General features: G+C 72.9%; 14 protein-coding genes. 8 read left to right on the top strand and 6 right to left on the bottom strand.

Features of this window, described 5'->3' with window-relative positions; all coding sequences use genetic code 11:
• Positions 1 to 43 precede the first annotated feature (43 nt).
• Positions 44 to 1,537 (top strand): SDR family NAD(P)-dependent oxidoreductase, encoded by a 1,494-nt coding sequence (locus ACZ5WG_RS19455; RefSeq protein WP_468724612.1) that lies wholly within the window; start codon positions 44 to 46, stop codon positions 1,535 to 1,537.
• Between the two features lie 106 nt (positions 1,538 to 1,643).
• On the opposite strand, the gene ACZ5WG_RS19450 is transcribed toward ACZ5WG_RS19455, so the two are convergent.
• Positions 1,644 to 2,171, bottom strand: a complete 528-nt coding sequence (locus ACZ5WG_RS19450) for an HD domain-containing protein (RefSeq protein WP_468725051.1) — start codon at positions 2,169 to 2,171, stop codon at positions 1,644 to 1,646.
• 343 nt (positions 2,172 to 2,514) lie between these two features.
• On the opposite strand from ACZ5WG_RS19450, the gene ACZ5WG_RS19445 reads away from it, so the two are divergent.
• Positions 2,515 to 2,691: a hypothetical protein gene (locus ACZ5WG_RS19445; RefSeq protein ID WP_266635950.1), complete on the top strand. Its 177-nt coding sequence runs from the start codon at positions 2,515 to 2,517 to the stop codon at positions 2,689 to 2,691.
• A gap of 174 nt (positions 2,692 to 2,865) precedes the next feature.
• The gene (locus ACZ5WG_RS19440) at positions 2,866 to 3,849 is read left to right on the top strand and encodes an NAD-dependent epimerase/dehydratase family protein (RefSeq protein ID WP_468724611.1); all 984 of its coding nucleotides are present in this window, start codon (positions 2,866 to 2,868) and stop codon (positions 3,847 to 3,849) included.
• Here ACZ5WG_RS19440 and ACZ5WG_RS19435 read toward each other — a convergent pair.
• The 3 genes from ACZ5WG_RS19435 to ACZ5WG_RS19425 are packed head-to-tail and all read right to left on the bottom strand — an operon-like array spanning position 3,835 to position 6,691.
• The gene (locus tag ACZ5WG_RS19435; RefSeq protein ID WP_468724610.1) at positions 3,835 to 5,274 is read right to left on the bottom strand and encodes a lipase maturation factor family protein; all 1,440 of its coding nucleotides are present in this window, start codon (positions 5,272 to 5,274) and stop codon (positions 3,835 to 3,837) included. The genes ACZ5WG_RS19440 and ACZ5WG_RS19435 overlap by 15 nt on opposite strands.
• 20 nt (positions 5,275 to 5,294) lie before the next feature.
• Complete coding sequence (locus tag ACZ5WG_RS19430; RefSeq protein WP_468724608.1) at positions 5,295 to 5,828, bottom strand: DUF1990 family protein; 534 nt, start codon at positions 5,826 to 5,828, stop codon at positions 5,295 to 5,297.
• Positions 5,825 to 6,691, bottom strand: coding sequence for a YndJ family protein (locus ACZ5WG_RS19425; RefSeq protein ID WP_468724606.1), 867 nt, complete (start codon positions 6,689 to 6,691; stop codon positions 5,825 to 5,827). The genes ACZ5WG_RS19430 and ACZ5WG_RS19425 overlap by 4 nt, the downstream gene beginning before the upstream one ends.
• Before the next feature lie 183 nt (positions 6,692 to 6,874).
• Here ACZ5WG_RS19425 and ACZ5WG_RS19420 point away from each other — a divergent pair, with 183 nt between their 5' ends.
• The 4 genes from ACZ5WG_RS19420 to ACZ5WG_RS19405 all read left to right on the top strand — a co-directional run bounded on the left by ACZ5WG_RS19420 (position 6,875) and on the right by ACZ5WG_RS19405 (position 11,696).
• Positions 6,875 to 8,212, top strand: a complete 1,338-nt coding sequence (locus tag ACZ5WG_RS19420; protein ID WP_468724604.1) for a DUF6777 domain-containing protein — start codon at positions 6,875 to 6,877, stop codon at positions 8,210 to 8,212.
• The gene (locus tag ACZ5WG_RS19415; RefSeq protein ID WP_468724603.1) at positions 8,184 to 10,283 is read left to right on the top strand and encodes a SpoIIE family protein phosphatase; all 2,100 of its coding nucleotides are present in this window, start codon (positions 8,184 to 8,186) and stop codon (positions 10,281 to 10,283) included. Before ACZ5WG_RS19420 ends, ACZ5WG_RS19415 begins: the two co-directional genes overlap by 29 nt.
• Before the next feature lie 109 nt (positions 10,284 to 10,392).
• Positions 10,393 to 11,253 (top strand): Fpg/Nei family DNA glycosylase, encoded by an 861-nt coding sequence (locus ACZ5WG_RS19410; RefSeq protein ID WP_468724602.1) that lies wholly within the window; start codon positions 10,393 to 10,395, stop codon positions 11,251 to 11,253.
• Between the two features lie 26 nt (positions 11,254 to 11,279).
• Positions 11,280 to 11,696, top strand: a complete 417-nt coding sequence (locus ACZ5WG_RS19405) for a hypothetical protein (RefSeq protein ID WP_468724601.1) — start codon at positions 11,280 to 11,282, stop codon at positions 11,694 to 11,696.
• A 72-nt stretch (positions 11,697 to 11,768) separates the two neighbouring features.
• Here the strand turns inward: ACZ5WG_RS19405 and ACZ5WG_RS19400 are convergent, their stop codons facing one another.
• The gene (locus ACZ5WG_RS19400) at positions 11,769 to 12,233 is read right to left on the bottom strand and encodes a hypothetical protein (RefSeq protein ID WP_468725049.1); all 465 of its coding nucleotides are present in this window, start codon (positions 12,231 to 12,233) and stop codon (positions 11,769 to 11,771) included.
• Between the two features lie 225 nt (positions 12,234 to 12,458).
• Positions 12,459 to 12,998, bottom strand: coding sequence for a sigma-70 family RNA polymerase sigma factor (locus tag ACZ5WG_RS19395; protein WP_468724599.1), 540 nt, complete (start codon positions 12,996 to 12,998; stop codon positions 12,459 to 12,461).
• 265 nt (positions 12,999 to 13,263) lie between these two features.
• On the opposite strand from ACZ5WG_RS19395, the gene ACZ5WG_RS19390 reads away from it, so the two are divergent.
• Positions 13,264 to 14,472, top strand: a complete 1,209-nt coding sequence (locus tag ACZ5WG_RS19390; protein WP_468724598.1) for a CapA family protein — start codon at positions 13,264 to 13,266, stop codon at positions 14,470 to 14,472.
• The last annotated feature ends 7 nt before the right edge of the window (positions 14,473 to 14,479 follow it).

Genomic DNA, 14,479 nt, shown 5'->3' with positions numbered 1-14,479 from the left:
CAGCAGGCGGTTGCGGACGAGTGATCAAGGAACGGCAGCGGCCATGACGGTGACCGAAGACAACCACGTGACCGGGGACGACCACGGCTACGGGCCGGGCATCGACCCCGACCGGCTGGCCCTCTGCCTCAGTGTGCTCGACGAGCTGGACAAGCTCGACGTCGACCACCCCGACGCCATCACCGTACGCCGCGCCACCGCGGGCCTCTACCGCACGGTCAAGCAGCGCCGCCGCCAGGAGCGCCGCGCCGCCAAGACCGCCAACGACAAGGCCGTCACCGAGGCGACCGCGACGGGCTCCGCCGAGCGCATCGACGACGAGACCGAGGGCATCCTGCCTTCCTCGGTCACGGAGGCCGGCCGGATCGCCGGGATACTCCAGCGCCCGCGCTCCTGCTACATCTGCAAGACGCGGTACGTCGAGGTCGACTACTTCTACCACCAGCTCTGCCAGCCGTGCGCCGGCCACAACCGTGCCAAGCGCGAGGCCCGCGCCGACCTCGCCGGCAAGCGCGCGCTGCTCACCGGCGGCCGGGCCAAGATCGGCATGTACATCGCGCTGCGGCTGCTGCGCGACGGCGCCCACACGACGATCACCACCCGCTTCCCCAAGGACGCCATCCGCCGCTTCAAGGCGATGGAGGACTCGGCGGAGTGGATGCACCGCCTGGAGGTCGTCGGACTCGACCTGCGCGACCCGGGCCAGGCCGTGGCGCTCGCCGACCAGATCGCCGAGGCCGGTCCGCTCGACATCCTGATCAACAACGCGACGCAGACCGTGCGCCGCCTGCCCAGCGCGTACGCCGCGCTGGTCGAGGGGGAGAGCGCCCCGCTGCCGGCCGGAGAGCTCCCCGCCCACCACGTCATCGGCGCGTTCAACTCCGGTGCGGTCGACGGCCTGGCGGCACTGCCCGTCGGCGTGAGCGGGCTCGACGCGCAGAAGGTCGCCGACCTCGCCCTGGTCGCGGGCAACGCCAGCATCGAACGGCACCTCGACGGCACCGCCATCGACGCGGGCGGCCTGCTGCCCGACGTCGTCGAGACCAACACCTGGGTGCAGACCATCGACCAGATCTCCCCGGTGGAGCTGCTCGAGACCCAGCTGTGCAACTACACGTCGCCGTTCATCCTGATCAGCGCGCTGCGACCGGCGATGGCCGAGGCCGCCCGCAGGGCGTCCAGCGGGCGTGCGTACGTGGTCAACGTCTCGGCGATGGAGGGCGTGTTCAGCCGCGGCTACAAGGGCGCGGGGCACCCGAACACCAATGCCGCCAAGGCCGCGATGAACATGGTGACGCGGACCAGCGGCCAGGAGATGTTCGAGGCCGACCGCATCCTGATGACCTCGGTCGACACCGGCTGGATCACCGACGAGCGCCCGCACTTCGACAAGCTGCGCCTGGCCGAGGAAGGCTTCCACGCCCCTCTTGACCTGGTCGACGGTGCGGCCCGGGTCTACGACCCCGTCGTCCGCGGCGAGTCCGGCGAGGACCTGTACGGCGTCTTCCTCAAGGACTACGCGCCGGCCAACTGGTAGCCCGCCCGGGCGGCCTCGCGCCGCCCCCGGGGCCCGCTGCCCCGCGCCACCGCCCGCCCTGCGACCGTGCCCCGGCCCCTCCCGAGGGGGCCGGGGCACGGCCGTTTCACGGCGTGCGCTCGTACGCCCCCGCCGCCACCAGCTCCAGGACCGGACGCCAGTCCTCCATCACGCCCGCGTCGAGCCCGACGACCTTGCCCGCGTCATCCGCTTGGCGCAACGTCACGGCTGCCTCTGCATCGGGGCCGGCCGCGAAGGCGCGGACCTCCGCCTCGTCCATCAGGCCGCCCTGCGCGCGCAGCGTCAGCGCGCTCTGCGGGGACAGCGCCCGATCGGGTTCCACGGCCGCCAGATAGCGCTTGGCCGGTACGTGCAGCCGTACCAGCCGGGCCACCCGTTCCCCGAGCAGCGGACGGATCGCCTCCGCCGCATGGTCGGCGTGGCCCGCGTCGTCCCCTGGGAAGAGCAGATGACCCAGGTCGTGCACGAGGCCGGCGACCTGGAGCTCCTTGTCGAACGGATGCGAGCGGCGCAGCAGTGCAGCAGTCTGGAGCCCATGATCGTGCAGATCGACCGGGTCTCCGCTGCGGTCGGGCGTGTCCCACGCCCCGCGGCACGCGAGCAGCAGCTCCATCAGCTCCTCGATGCTGTCGACCCTCGGCACCTCCGGCACTCCGGACCTCGCCACCGCCGCTCCTTCCGCCGCCCGTACTCCAGCCGTGCTACTCCGGTCGAGCAGACCACCCGTCACGGGCACACCGGCGTACGACTTCCTGAACTCGCGGAGAAATCAAGCTGTCGAGTGGATTTTGCCAGTCTATTGAGCAGGGAGGCGCTCATATGTGTACTCTGAGTGGCACAAGACGGCCGCATCCAGGCCACGCTCCACCAAGGCGCCACCGCGTCCGGAAACCCTTTATCCCTTGTGCCCGGCGCGCGGTTCGCCCTCCGGGTTACGCGACACAAAGGAGTGCGCGGTGACAGACACGACGACGAAGTCCGACGAGACGCTGGGAGAGCGCCCTGCAGGGCGGGTCCGCCCCCACTCGGACGAGCTCGGCAGCCTCGAAGTCTGGGCCCGGTCCGCCCCCATCCGGCTCGCGGGCTACGAGGACGACCTGGCGGAGTCCCACATCCTGCCCGGCATCGACTAGCCACGACGTCACGCAGCGCCCCCGAGCCGACCGGCGACGGGGGCGCGGTGCTGAGCCCGCCGCCCCGACCGCGCGGGACGCACGAGAGGTTCCCGTGCCCCGTACGCCGTGAGCGTCATCGCTGTGGGCGATCAAGACTTCCGGCCGCCCTCCGTCCCCGGCACGCTGGCACGCATGAAGCTACTGATGCTGGGCGGTACCGAATTCGTCGGGCGCGCGATCACCGAGGACGCCCAGGCCCGGGGCTGGGAGGTCACCGTCTTCCACCGAGGGCACCATGCGCCCCCGCCGGGCACCTCCGCCCTGCACGGCGACCGCACCGCGCCCGGAGGCCTGGACGCCCTCGCCACGGGCGAGTGGGACCTCGTCGTCGACACCTGGGGCGGCGCCCCGACCGCCGTGCGCGACAGCGCCCGGCTGCTGAGCGGCCGGGCCGCGGGGTACGCGTACGTCTCCAGCCGCTCGGTGTACAAGTACCCGGCCCCGGCGGGCCTGTCGGAGGACGGCCCGCTGGTCGACGGCTCGGCCGACGCCGACGCCGCCGGCTACGCCGAGGACAAGCGGGGCGGTGAGATCGCCGCCGTCGACGCCTTCGGGGACCGGGCCCTGCTGGTGCGCGCCGGCCTGATCATCGGCCCGTACGAGAACGTCGGCCGGCTGCCCTGGTGGTTGAACCGGACCGCCCGCGGCGGCCCCACCCTGGCCCCCGGCCGGCCCGGACTCCCGCTCCAGTACATCGACGTACGCGACCTCGCCGCCTGGACGCTGGATGCCGCCGGGGCCGGGCTCGGCGGCCCGTACAACGCGGTCTCCCCGCCCGGGCACGCCACGATGGGCGCACTCCTCGAGGCCTGCGCGTCCGTGACCGGCGGGCGCGCGGAGTTCCGCTGGATCGACCAGGACCGGATCGCGGAGGCCGGCGTGGAGCCCTGGACCGAGCTGCCGATCTGGCTGCCCGAGGGCGAACTGCACGACTTCATGTTCGGCGGCGACGTCACCAAGGCGCAGGCGGCGGGTCTCGAGTGCCGCCCGGTCGAGGAGACCGTGGCCGACACCTGGACTTGGCTCCGATCGATCGGCGGCACCGCTCCCCAGCGCCCCGACCGCCCGGCCAAGGGCGTGTCGCCGGAGCGCGAGGCGGCGCTACTCGGGCTCTGACCAGGACGCTTCGGCGAGGCGGGTCGGCGGGAGGTACTCGCGCAGCAGTCTGCGGTGCCACCAGGCGCCCGTCTCGCGCAGCTCCCGCCAGGTGGTGAACCGGTAGCGGTACAGCCTGGCCCGCACGTACACGGGCGGGGTGTCCGGGAAGGGGTTGTGGCGGATCAGCCGCAGCGTGTCCCGGTCGCCCGCCAGCAGCCGCTCCACGAACGGCCCGAACCAGTCCCGCGCGTAGCCGGGGGAGAGCGCCGCGAACCACATCAGCCAGTCCAGCCGCAGGTGGTACGGGGCGAACTGGCGCGGCATCCGGCGCAGATCACCCGGTTTGCCCTTGAACCCGTACTCCCGCCACGCTCCGTCCTCCCGCGGCACCCGGTCCGCGGTGCCCTCGACCACCACCTCGTCCCGGATCCGGCCCACCGTGCCGAAGGCCCCGTACGTGTTGACCAGGTGCAGGGGGTCGAAGGAGCGGTTCATCACCTGGCGCCGCGAGACCATGTTGAGCACCGGATGCCGGCTCAGCACCAGCACCAGCACGGTCACCGCGCACACCAGGACCGCGAACCAGACGGGCGCCGGGCGCGACGCGGCGGCCGGCGGCGGCCCCGCGAGCCCCGTGAAGTCGACCGCCGGCAGGACCGCCGTGATGGTGATCCAGTTCAGCCAGGCGAAGTTGCCCGACAGCACCAGCCACAGCTGCGTCGCCACGATGATCCCGGCCGCGTACGAGGCCACCGGCTGCGGAGTGAACAGCAGCACCGGGACCACCAGTTGGGTCACGTGGTTGGCCGCACACTCCACCCGGTGCAGCGGCTTCGGCAGATGGTGGAAGAACCAGCTCAGCGGCCCCGGCATCGGCTGCGTCTCGTGGTGGTGGTAGAGGCAGGTCAGCTTGCGCCAGCACGAGTCCCCGCGCATCTTGATCAGCCCCGCGCCGAACTCCACCCGGAACACCACCCAGCGCAGCAGCCACAGCACCAGCACGGGCGGCCCGACCTGCGCATTGCCGAGGAAGACGGCGAGGAAGCCCACCTCCAGCAGCAGCGACTCCCAGCCGAACGCGTACCAGGTCTGCCCCACGTTCACGATCGACAGGTACAGCAGCCACAGCAGCGCCCACATCCCCATGGCCGCGCCCAGCGGAACGAGGTCCCCCACCCCAGCTGCCAGGGCCGCGGCCACTGCGGCCCCCGCCCAGGCGCAGCAGGCGAAGAGAGGGTCCGAGTAGCGCAGTTGGAACAGGCTCGGGGCGCGTTTGAACGGCACGTACCGCACATAGCGCGGCACGGGCAGCATGCCGTGCGCCCCGATCAGTGCCCGGAACTGCAGGGCGGCCGCGACGAAGGCGAAGAGGTAGACGCCGGCGAGGGCCCGCTGGAAGACCAGCCGGCCCAGCCAGTAACCGGGCGCCGTGAACCAGTCCATCCCCTCCAGTATCGGGCGGATCAGGCCGCGGCGGCCAGCCTGCGCACGGTACGGCCCAGCCAGCGGGCGTAACGGAGCTGGAGGAAGGGGATCACCGGGCCGGCGAGGCGGGTGTACCAGGCGCCCGGGACGCTGAAGGCGGTCACCTCGAACCACACCGTGCCGTCCGGGTCCCGGAGCACCATGAAGGACTCCTCCCCGCACTCCGGGTGGCCGGCGAGCGTCCCGTACGCGAAACCGACCCGGTGGGGTTCGTAGGCGGTCCAGATCACCTCGCACGGGGCGTCGATCCGCAGCGGCCCGAAGCCGATCCCGACCACCACCCGGCTCCCCGGGCGGACGGCGCCGCGGCCGGCCCGGACCAGCATGCCCGAGGCCCGGTGGGCGCCGAAGGTGGTGACGGCGGTTCCGGCGGTCTCGAAGACGGCCTGCCCGTGGCCGATCCGGGTGCGGTGGTGCAGGTGGTTGTATCCGGCGGGCAGCGGTCGCCGCCGCGTCGCACCTCGGTCGGGGTAGTTGACGGTGTCACGGCCGGCGCTGATGAGGCGGGTCATGGCTTGATCTCCATTCGGTCGACGGTCAGCCGGCGCCAGGCCAGCACCGAGCACAGGGCGAAACCGAGTGCGTTGCCGAGGCCGTGCGTGGCGGCCATCCAGGTCAGGGTGGGGTGGGTGATCCCGGTCGCCTCGCCGGCCGCCCACCACAGGGCGAGCAGCATCGTGGCCACCAGCACCGCGGCCGAGGTCGCGAGCAGCGCCCCGGTGGTGCGGTCCCCGGCGGCGGGCCGGATCTCCCGCCAGGTCAGCAGGGCCACCGCCCACATCCCGCCGGTCAGCACCACCGCGCCCACCAGCTCCGCCCAGTCGTCCACGAAGTAGCCGAGGAGGACCAGCAGGGTCCCGGCGGGGACGCTGTACGCCGCCCAGCGCGACAGTGCCGTGCCGTGCGCGGGCGTGGCGGCCCGGCACACCAGCCCGGCGACCAGGGCGGCCGTGAACCCGGCGAAGTGGAAGTGCGGCACGGTCAGCGCCAGGATGTCCAGGTCGAAGCCGAACAGCCGGTACCCGGCGCGCTCGGCGACGAGGGCGGTGCCTGCGACCGAGGGCGAGACCAGCGCGGTGAACACGGCGGTCTCGGCCGGAGCGAAGGTGCGGGTTCCGGCGGCCGGCATCCGCAGGGCCCGCAGCAGCCGGGCCGGGGCCCGGGCGGCGAGCGCCAGGGCGGCCGCTGCGTACAGTGCGGCGAGCACCGTCGCCGTGGGTCCGCGCGGCAGCCAGAGGCACAGGGCCCCGGGGGCGGCGAGCAGGGGCCAGATCCGGGCGGTCCCGCGCAGCCCGGCCGGGTCGATCAGGCGGAGGCCGGCGGGGACGACGTAGAGCATGCCCAGGGTGACGATCAGATGCACCAGTACCGTCACCGCGGACTCCCCTCCGGACGCGGCCGAACGCATTGAACGCGTTCAACTCACGGTCGTGACCTTACGAGGTTCCTTGAACATGTTCAAGACGCGGTCCGGGTTCTGCCCCGGCGCTCCGGTTGCGGCCCTCCCGCGGATGCGGCAGACAGGAGGGAGCAACCGGGGCGAAAAGGGAGAATCAACGTGAACGTACGGACACCCCGTCAGGCGCCGCGTCGTCATACACCGGCCCGCGCAGCCCTCTTCACGCTCCTCGGTCTGCTCGCCGCGGCCTGCGGCAGCTCCGAGGAGCCCAAGAGCGCGCCCGGACCCGAGAGCCACGAGGTCCTGCTCCAGCCGGTGGCCACGGCCGGGCCCGACCCCTTCACCACCTCCTCCGCCACCCGCGAGTCCGCCCCCGCGCAGCCCCCGCTGCCCAACCCGACCGGCCAGGGCATCCGGACCGTCAACGCGGCCACCCCCGGGCTGTACGGCGGTACCCAGCGGCTGGGCAGCTGCGACGTGGAACAGCAGCTGCGCACCCTCACCGAGGACGACGCCAAGGCCAAGGCCTTCGCCCAGGGCGCTTCCATCGAGACCTCGAAGATCCCCGAGTTCCTGCGCGGCCTCACCCCGGTCGTGCTCCGCGCCGACACCCGGGTCACGAACCACGCCTTCCGCGACGGCCGCGCGGCCGGCTTCCAGTCCGTCCTGCAGGCCGGCACCGCCGTCCTCGTCGACGACCACGGAATGCCGCGCGTCCGGTGCGCCTGCGGAAATCCGCTGCTCGCGCCGCGCGCCTCCAAGGGCTCCCCGGAGCTCAAGGGGGACCGGTGGAGCGGCTACCAGCCCCAGCAGGTCATCGTCATCGAGCCGACCCCGAACGCGATCAAGAGCCTGGTCATCGCGAACATCGCCGACAACACCTGGCTCGAGCGCAAGACCGGCGACGACGGCGCCCAGGACCGCACCCCGCAGGTGGTGCCCGCATTCGACCCGGCGGACGGCATTCCCGTAGGCCCTGTGACCGCGCCCGGGGCCGCGTCGGCCGAGCCGTGTGCCCCGCCCGAGACGGACAACGATGCGAACGCGGGTGCGAACGGCCTGGCCAGGACGGCGCCGCCCGCCCCGCCGAAGCCGCCGGGTGGTTCCGCCGGGGTCCCCGCCCCCCAGGCCACGGACTGCGTGCCGCAGGGCGAGCAGGCCCGGCCGGACCGGCCGGCCCGGCCGGACCGGCCCGAGGCGGGCACGCAACCGGTTCCACAGCGGCAGCAGCCCGGGCAGCCGCCCGCGCGTCCGCGCTCCGATGCGCCCGGGAACCCGCCGGGCGACGTCCCGCCGGACGCCCTCTCGGACGTCCCCTCCGGTGCGTCCCCGCAGGTTCCGGCCGACCCGGGGATCCCGCCGGGGTCCGACGGCCCGGTGCAGCCGCCGAACGCCCCGTACGACGCCGACGACCCGTTCGCCCCGCACGACCCCTTCGGCCTCCCGGACCCGCAACAGCCGCTCCCGGATGCCGCCCGCTCGTTGGAGAGCGCCTGACCGGCCCGTGTGTCATGGTGGATCGGTGCCGACCACCGTATCGCTGCCGGACGACTGGCCCGCACACCCGGACCGGTCGCTCTCGCTGAACCGCATGGGCAGTTTCGACTGGGACCTGGACACCGGTCTCCTGCACATGGACGCAGCGGCCCTCGACGTCTACGACATGACGCCCGAGGAGTACGACGGACGGCCCGAATCCCTCGCCCCGCGCCTCCCGCCCACCGAGGCGGTCCGGCTCGACGCCCTCGTGTCCAGCGCCCTGAAGAGCGCCGAGGACAACTACGGCGCCTACTTCCGGATCCGCTGCCAGGACGGCCGGCTGCGCTGGACGCACACCCAGGGCCGTGTCATGCGCGGCCCCGACGGCCGCCCCTTCCGGATCATCGGCATCGTCCGCGACGCCACCGACGAGCTCAGCCACTCGGCGGAACGCCTCGGCCTCGACGAGGCGCGGCGCCGTCAGACCTCCGTGGTCGAGAGCACCACCGCCGCACTCGCCCACGCCCGGACCGTCCAGGACGTCATCGACGTCATCGGCGACGCCCACGGCCTGGAGCGGCTCGGCTCCATGGGCATGGTGATGGGCCTGGTCGAGGCCGGGCGGATCCACCTCGTGGCCGAGGGGCCCGCCGAAAGTTTCGTACCCGGCACCCGGTACACCCGGATCGACGAGCAGTACCCGATGAGCGAGGTCGTCCGCTCGCTGCAACCGCGCTTCCTCGACTCCGCGAAGGAGTTCGCCGAGGGCTATCCCGATCTCTGGTCGAAGATCTCGTCCATGGAGATCTCGGCGGCCGCCTACCTGCCGCTGATCGCCCAGGCCCGCCCCATCGGCGCGATCGGACTGCTCTACCAGGACAAGGACGGCTTCACCCAGGACGAGCGGAACCTGCTGGTCGCACTGGGCAGCAGCATCGCGCAGAGCCTCCAGCGGGCGATGCTGCTGGAGCAGGAACACGACCTGGCGGAAGGCCTCCAGCAGGCGATGCTCCCGCGCCGGATCCCCTCGGTGCCGGGTGCGGAGATCGCCGTACGATACCGCTCCGCCCGGATGGGCCAGGACATCGGAGGCGACTGGTACGACGTCATCCCGCTGCCGGGAGGCCGGGTCGGGGCGGTCATCGGCGACGTCCAGGGCCACGACACGCACGCCGCGGCGGTCATGGGCCAGCTGCGGATCGTACTGCGCGCGTACGCCGCCGAAGGCCACTCGCCGGGCACCGTCATGGCCCGGGCCTCGGTCTTCCTGCACGAACTCGACACCGACCGCTTCGCGACCTGTACGTACGTGGAGGCCGACCTCACCACGGGCGTGCTCCAGCTGGTCCGGGCCGGCCACATCGACCCGCTGCTGCGCACCCGGGACGGCGACTGCCGGCGGCTGCCGGTGGAGGGCGGGATGCCGCTGGGCCTGTCGGCGGAGTTCGGCCGCCTGGAGTACCCGGTGACCACCGTGGAACTGGACCCGGGGGAAACCATCCTGCTCTGCACGGACGGCCTCGTGGAGCATCCCGGCGCCGATCTGGACGACGGGATCCAGCTGCTCACCGCGCTGGTCCGGAGCGGACCGGCGGACCTGCCACGGCTCGCGGACCGGCTGTGCGGGGTGATCGACGAGCGGGGCGGCGACGACGACATGGCGCTGCTCCTGCTGCGCCGCCAGGCGGAGGAGGCCCCGCAGGGCGGCGGCCGCCTCCAGCAGCACGTGGCCCCGGGAGACCCGGAAGCCCTGGTCGCCGCCCGTCACATGATCGGCGCGGCGGTCCGGTCCTGGGGCGCGCGGGAACGGTCCGACGAGATCGAACTCGTCGCGGACGAGCTCATCGTGAACGCCCTCATGCACACGGACGGCCCGGCGATCGTGACCCTCAGGGTCCTGCCGGGCGCGCAGCGCAGACTCCGCGTCGAGGTCGAGGACCGCTCCAGCGCACTGCCGCGCCGCCGCGAGGCCGGCGAATCGGGCGTCTCGGGCCGAGGCCTGATGCTGGTGGACCGCCTCGCGGACGTCTGGGGCGTGGAGTCCCGGGGCAGCGGCAAGTGCGTCTGGTGCGAGTTCGCGATGTCCTGACCTCCATCGCCGCCCGGGCTCCGGGGCGGAGCCCCGGCAGCGGCGCAGGCCCGGTGCGCAGCTCCCGGTCCGGGTCGCCGGGACGGGGCTCGCGCGGCAGGCTGGGTGCATGCCCGAGCTGCCCGAGGTCGAGGCCCTGAGGGAGTTCCTCGACGAGCACCTCGCCGGGCGGGTGGTGGAGCGCGTCCTCCCGCTCGCCGTCAGCGTGCTCAAGACGTACGATCCGCCGCTCACCGCCCTCGAAGGGCGGCCCGCCGGGTCCACCACCCGGCACGGCAAGTTCCTCGCGATCCGGATCGGCGAACTCCACCTCGTTACCCACCTGGCCCGGGCCGGCTGGCTCCGCTGGCAGGACACGATGCCCGAGCGGCCGCCGCGCCCCGGCAAGGGGTCGCTCGCGCTGCGCGTCGTCCTCGAGGGCGGCGGCGGCTTCGACCTCACCGAGGCGGGCACGCAGAAGCGCCTCGCGGTGTACGTCGTCCGCGACCCCCGGGAGGTACCCGGCATCGCCCGCCTCGGCCCGGACCCGCTCGCCGAGGGCTTCGACCGGGACGCGTTCGCCGCGCTCCTCGCCGGGGAACGGCGGCAGATCAAGGGCGTGCTGCGCGATCAGGGCGTCATCGCGGGGATCGGGAACGCCTACAGCGACGAGATCCTGCACGCGGCGAAGGTGTCGCCCTTCAAACTGGCCGCCTCCTTCGACGAGGAGCAGGTCACCCACCTGTACGAGGCCGTCCGGCGGACCCTGCGCGAGGCCGTCGACCGCGCGCACGGCGTGGCCGCCGGGAACCTCAAGGCCGAGAAGAAGAGCGGGCTGCGGGTGCACGGCCGGGAGGGTGAGCCGTGCCCGGTGTGCGGGGACACCGTCCGCTCGGTGTCGTTCGCCGACTCCTCGCTCCAGTACTGCCCGACCTGCCAGACCGGGGGCAAGCCGCTCGCCGACCGGAGGCTGTCCCGTCTCCTCAAATGACGTCCCCCTGCGTAGACTCCGGCTCCATGGCCGAGCAGCAGCCGCAGCACCAGCAGCCGCCGTCGCCCCGGCGGGAGATCGTCACGGGCGTGCCCCGCGGCGCCCGCCGCCGTCCGCCCGCACACACCCCGGCCCGCTCCGAGATCTCCGAGCAGACCACCCTGGGCGCCACCTACGTACGGGCACTGATGCGCAGCCAGCTCCGGGCCGGGCTCGGCGCGCTGGGCGCCCTCGCGCTGCTCGTCGGTACGCTGCCGGTGCTGTTCGCGCTGCCGCGCTCCGCGTCGGGGCCGCTGGTCTGGGTGGCGCTCGGCCTGGTGGTGTACCCGGTGATGTGGCTGATCGCCCGGTGGTACGTCACCCGGGCCGAGCGCAACGAGGCAGATTTCACCGGCCTGGTGATGGATCCGGCCGAGGCGCCGGGCCCGCACCGGCCCGCCTGACCGCGAGGATCCCGCTTCGGAGCACGTGACCGGCGCCGGAGCCCCGTCCCGCGTCTCGACCCGTGCCCCGCGTCAGAACAGGTGCATCGCCAAGTGGCCCAGCGGCAGCCCGAGCTGCCACGCCGGTGTCCACACCCGAGCGTTCTCGTCCAGGCCCAGCGGGGTGTCGGCGTGGCCGTGCCGGCCCGGGTCGAGGTTGGTGGCGAACAGTTCGGTGCGGTCCAGCCAGCGCCAGGCCGCCCGGGCCAGTTCGAGGTCCGGGTCCTCCCCGCGGCCGCGCTCCCTCGCCTCCTCGCCCAGCGCGAGGAACCGGGTGTGCACCCAGTCGCGCCAGGGGTGCCCGTACGCCGTCAGCGACAGCCATTCGTCGAGCTGCGAGACCACCCGGATCCCGGAGAGCTCGCCGGCCGCGTCGGAGAGGTAGATCGTCAGCGCGAGCGTGTCCCGCCCGGCGCGGAACTCCAGGGTACTGACCGGGATCAACCGGCCCGTGCGCAGCAGTTCGTCGGCGATGTACTCCGCATAGAGCCATGCCATGGGCACCGCGAGCCCGCCGTCACTGGTGCCGTTCGTACCCTCGGGCTGCACCGTTCCACCTTCTCCCGCGCGTCGAGCTTCCCGTCGTCAGCCATGAGCCTTCACCGAGCGGCGCGCGGAACGGGGGATGTTTACTCAACTTGAACGCTCTGAGGCCGATTTCGATGTGCTTTGTGTCCGATCCGCGTGCATTCGGTTCGTTCGCTGCGTGGTTCCCCCCGGTGCTCAGGCACCGAGGTCGTAGCCGTACCCCTGGAGGCCCTTCTTCAGGGCGCGCAGTGCGTAGTACGTACGGGATTTGACCGTTCCTGCCGGAATCCCGAGTTCGGCCGCCGCCTCGGCCACCGAGCGGTCCTGGAAGTAGACCTGCATCAGCACCGCACGGTGCTCCGGCCCGAGCGAGCCCACGGCCCGCCGGACGTCGATCGCCGTGACCGAGCCGGCCACCGCGTCCTCGGGTGCGGGCGCCTGCTCCAGCCCCTCCGGGTCCACCTCCTGCGGCCGTGACAGCCGCGCCCGCCGGGCGTCGATCGCCAGGCGCCGCGCCACGGTGAACAGCCAGGGCCGCATGGACTCGTGGTCGCTCTCCAGCACCTCCGGGTGCTGCCAGGCCCGGACCAGGGTCTCCTGTACGAGGTCCTCGGCGCGCTGGGAGTCGCCGGCCGTGAGGCCGAGCAGGAAACCGAACAGGGCCCGCCCGTGGTCGCGCTGGAGTTCGGCCAGCGCCTCGGGGTCCGTGCGCAGGAGGGTGGGGGAGAGGGGCACGAGTGGCTCCTTCCTGGGTCCGTTCGGGTCCGACGGACTCACCCTCACCTGCACGGAGCGCCCCGGGAACCGTCCCGTCCCGGCGTTGCGCCCAAGCACCCCGGTCATCCGGTGGGCGGCCGCGCCCGGCGGTGAACGGTCGAACGGCGCGGCGAACGGCCGCCCGGGTGAGGCGGGGCGCCCCTGCAGCCGTTCCCCGACTGGTGACGTCCACCTCCATGGATTACAGATAGTCAGATAGTCCTACTAATGAGAGCTGGCCCAGATGACCAAGCAGACCCGGCAGGCCCTCGCGCTCCTGTCGGCTGTCCTCCTGGCGGCGGCCGCCGCAGGCTGTTCCAGCGGGAAGGATCCCGCGCCGGCCCGTCTCGGCAACTCCCGTACCCCGGCGCCGTCCAGCGGCTCCGGGTCCAACGCGGCCCCGGACGCAGCCGCGAAGGGCTTCACCCTGGTCGCGACCGGCGACGTGCTGCCGCACGACTCCGTCATCAAGCGGGCGGCGGCCGACGCGGATGGCGACGGCCACGACTTCAGGCCGATGTTCTCCCTGGTCAAGCCGGTGGTCTCGGCCGCCGACCTGGCCATCTGCCATATGGAGACCGTGTACGGGGAGGACGGCGGGCCGTTCACGGGCTACCCGGCCTTCCAGTCCCCGCCCGAGGTGGCCGACGGGCTCAAGGACGCCGGGTACGACGGCTGTTCCACCGCCTCGAACCACACCCTGGACGCCGGGGCCGAAGGCCTGAAGCGCACCCTCGACAAGTTCGACAAGGCCGGTCTGAAGCACGCCGGTTCGGCCCGTACGGCGACCGAAGCGGCCACGCCGACCCTGTACACGGCGGGCTCGGCGAAGGTCGCGCACCTGGCGTACACCTACGACACGAACGGCTACCCGCTGCCGGAAGGCCGGCCCTGGGCCGTCAACCTGCTGGAGAAGGACAAGATCATCACGGATGCGCGGGCCGCCCGGAAGGCGGGCGCGGACGTGGTCCTGGTCAGCGTGCACTGGGGCACGGAGTGGCAGACCGAGCCGGACGAGAAGCAGCTCGCGCTCGGCAAGGCGCTGACGGCCTCGCAGACGGGCGGACGCCCCGACATCGACATGATCCTGGGTACGCACGCGCACATCCCGCAGGCCTACGAGAAGGTCAACGGGACATGGATCATCTACGGCATGGGCGACCAGGTGGCCGGCGAGATGTTCAACTACTCGGGTGCACGGGACATGCGCGGCAACTACGGCTCGATCGGCCGCTTCACCTTCGCCCCGCCGGCCGCCGCGGGTCAGCGATGGCAGGTCACCAAGGCCGAGTTCATCCCGCAGATGATGGACCTGTCCGCCGGCAAGGTCGTCAACCTGCCCGCAGCGCTGGCCCGGTCCTCGGACGGGGAGTACGAGCAGGCGCAGGACGCCATCAGCGAGGCGGTGCTCAGCCGCGGCGCGGCCAGGGACGGCCTGACGATGGCCAAGTAGCCCGCCG

Source organism: Streptomyces sp. NPDC032745, from assembly GCF_055579465.1.
The sequence above is the reverse complement of the archived record's forward strand: the minus strand, read 5'-3'. Positions and strand labels throughout refer to the sequence as shown.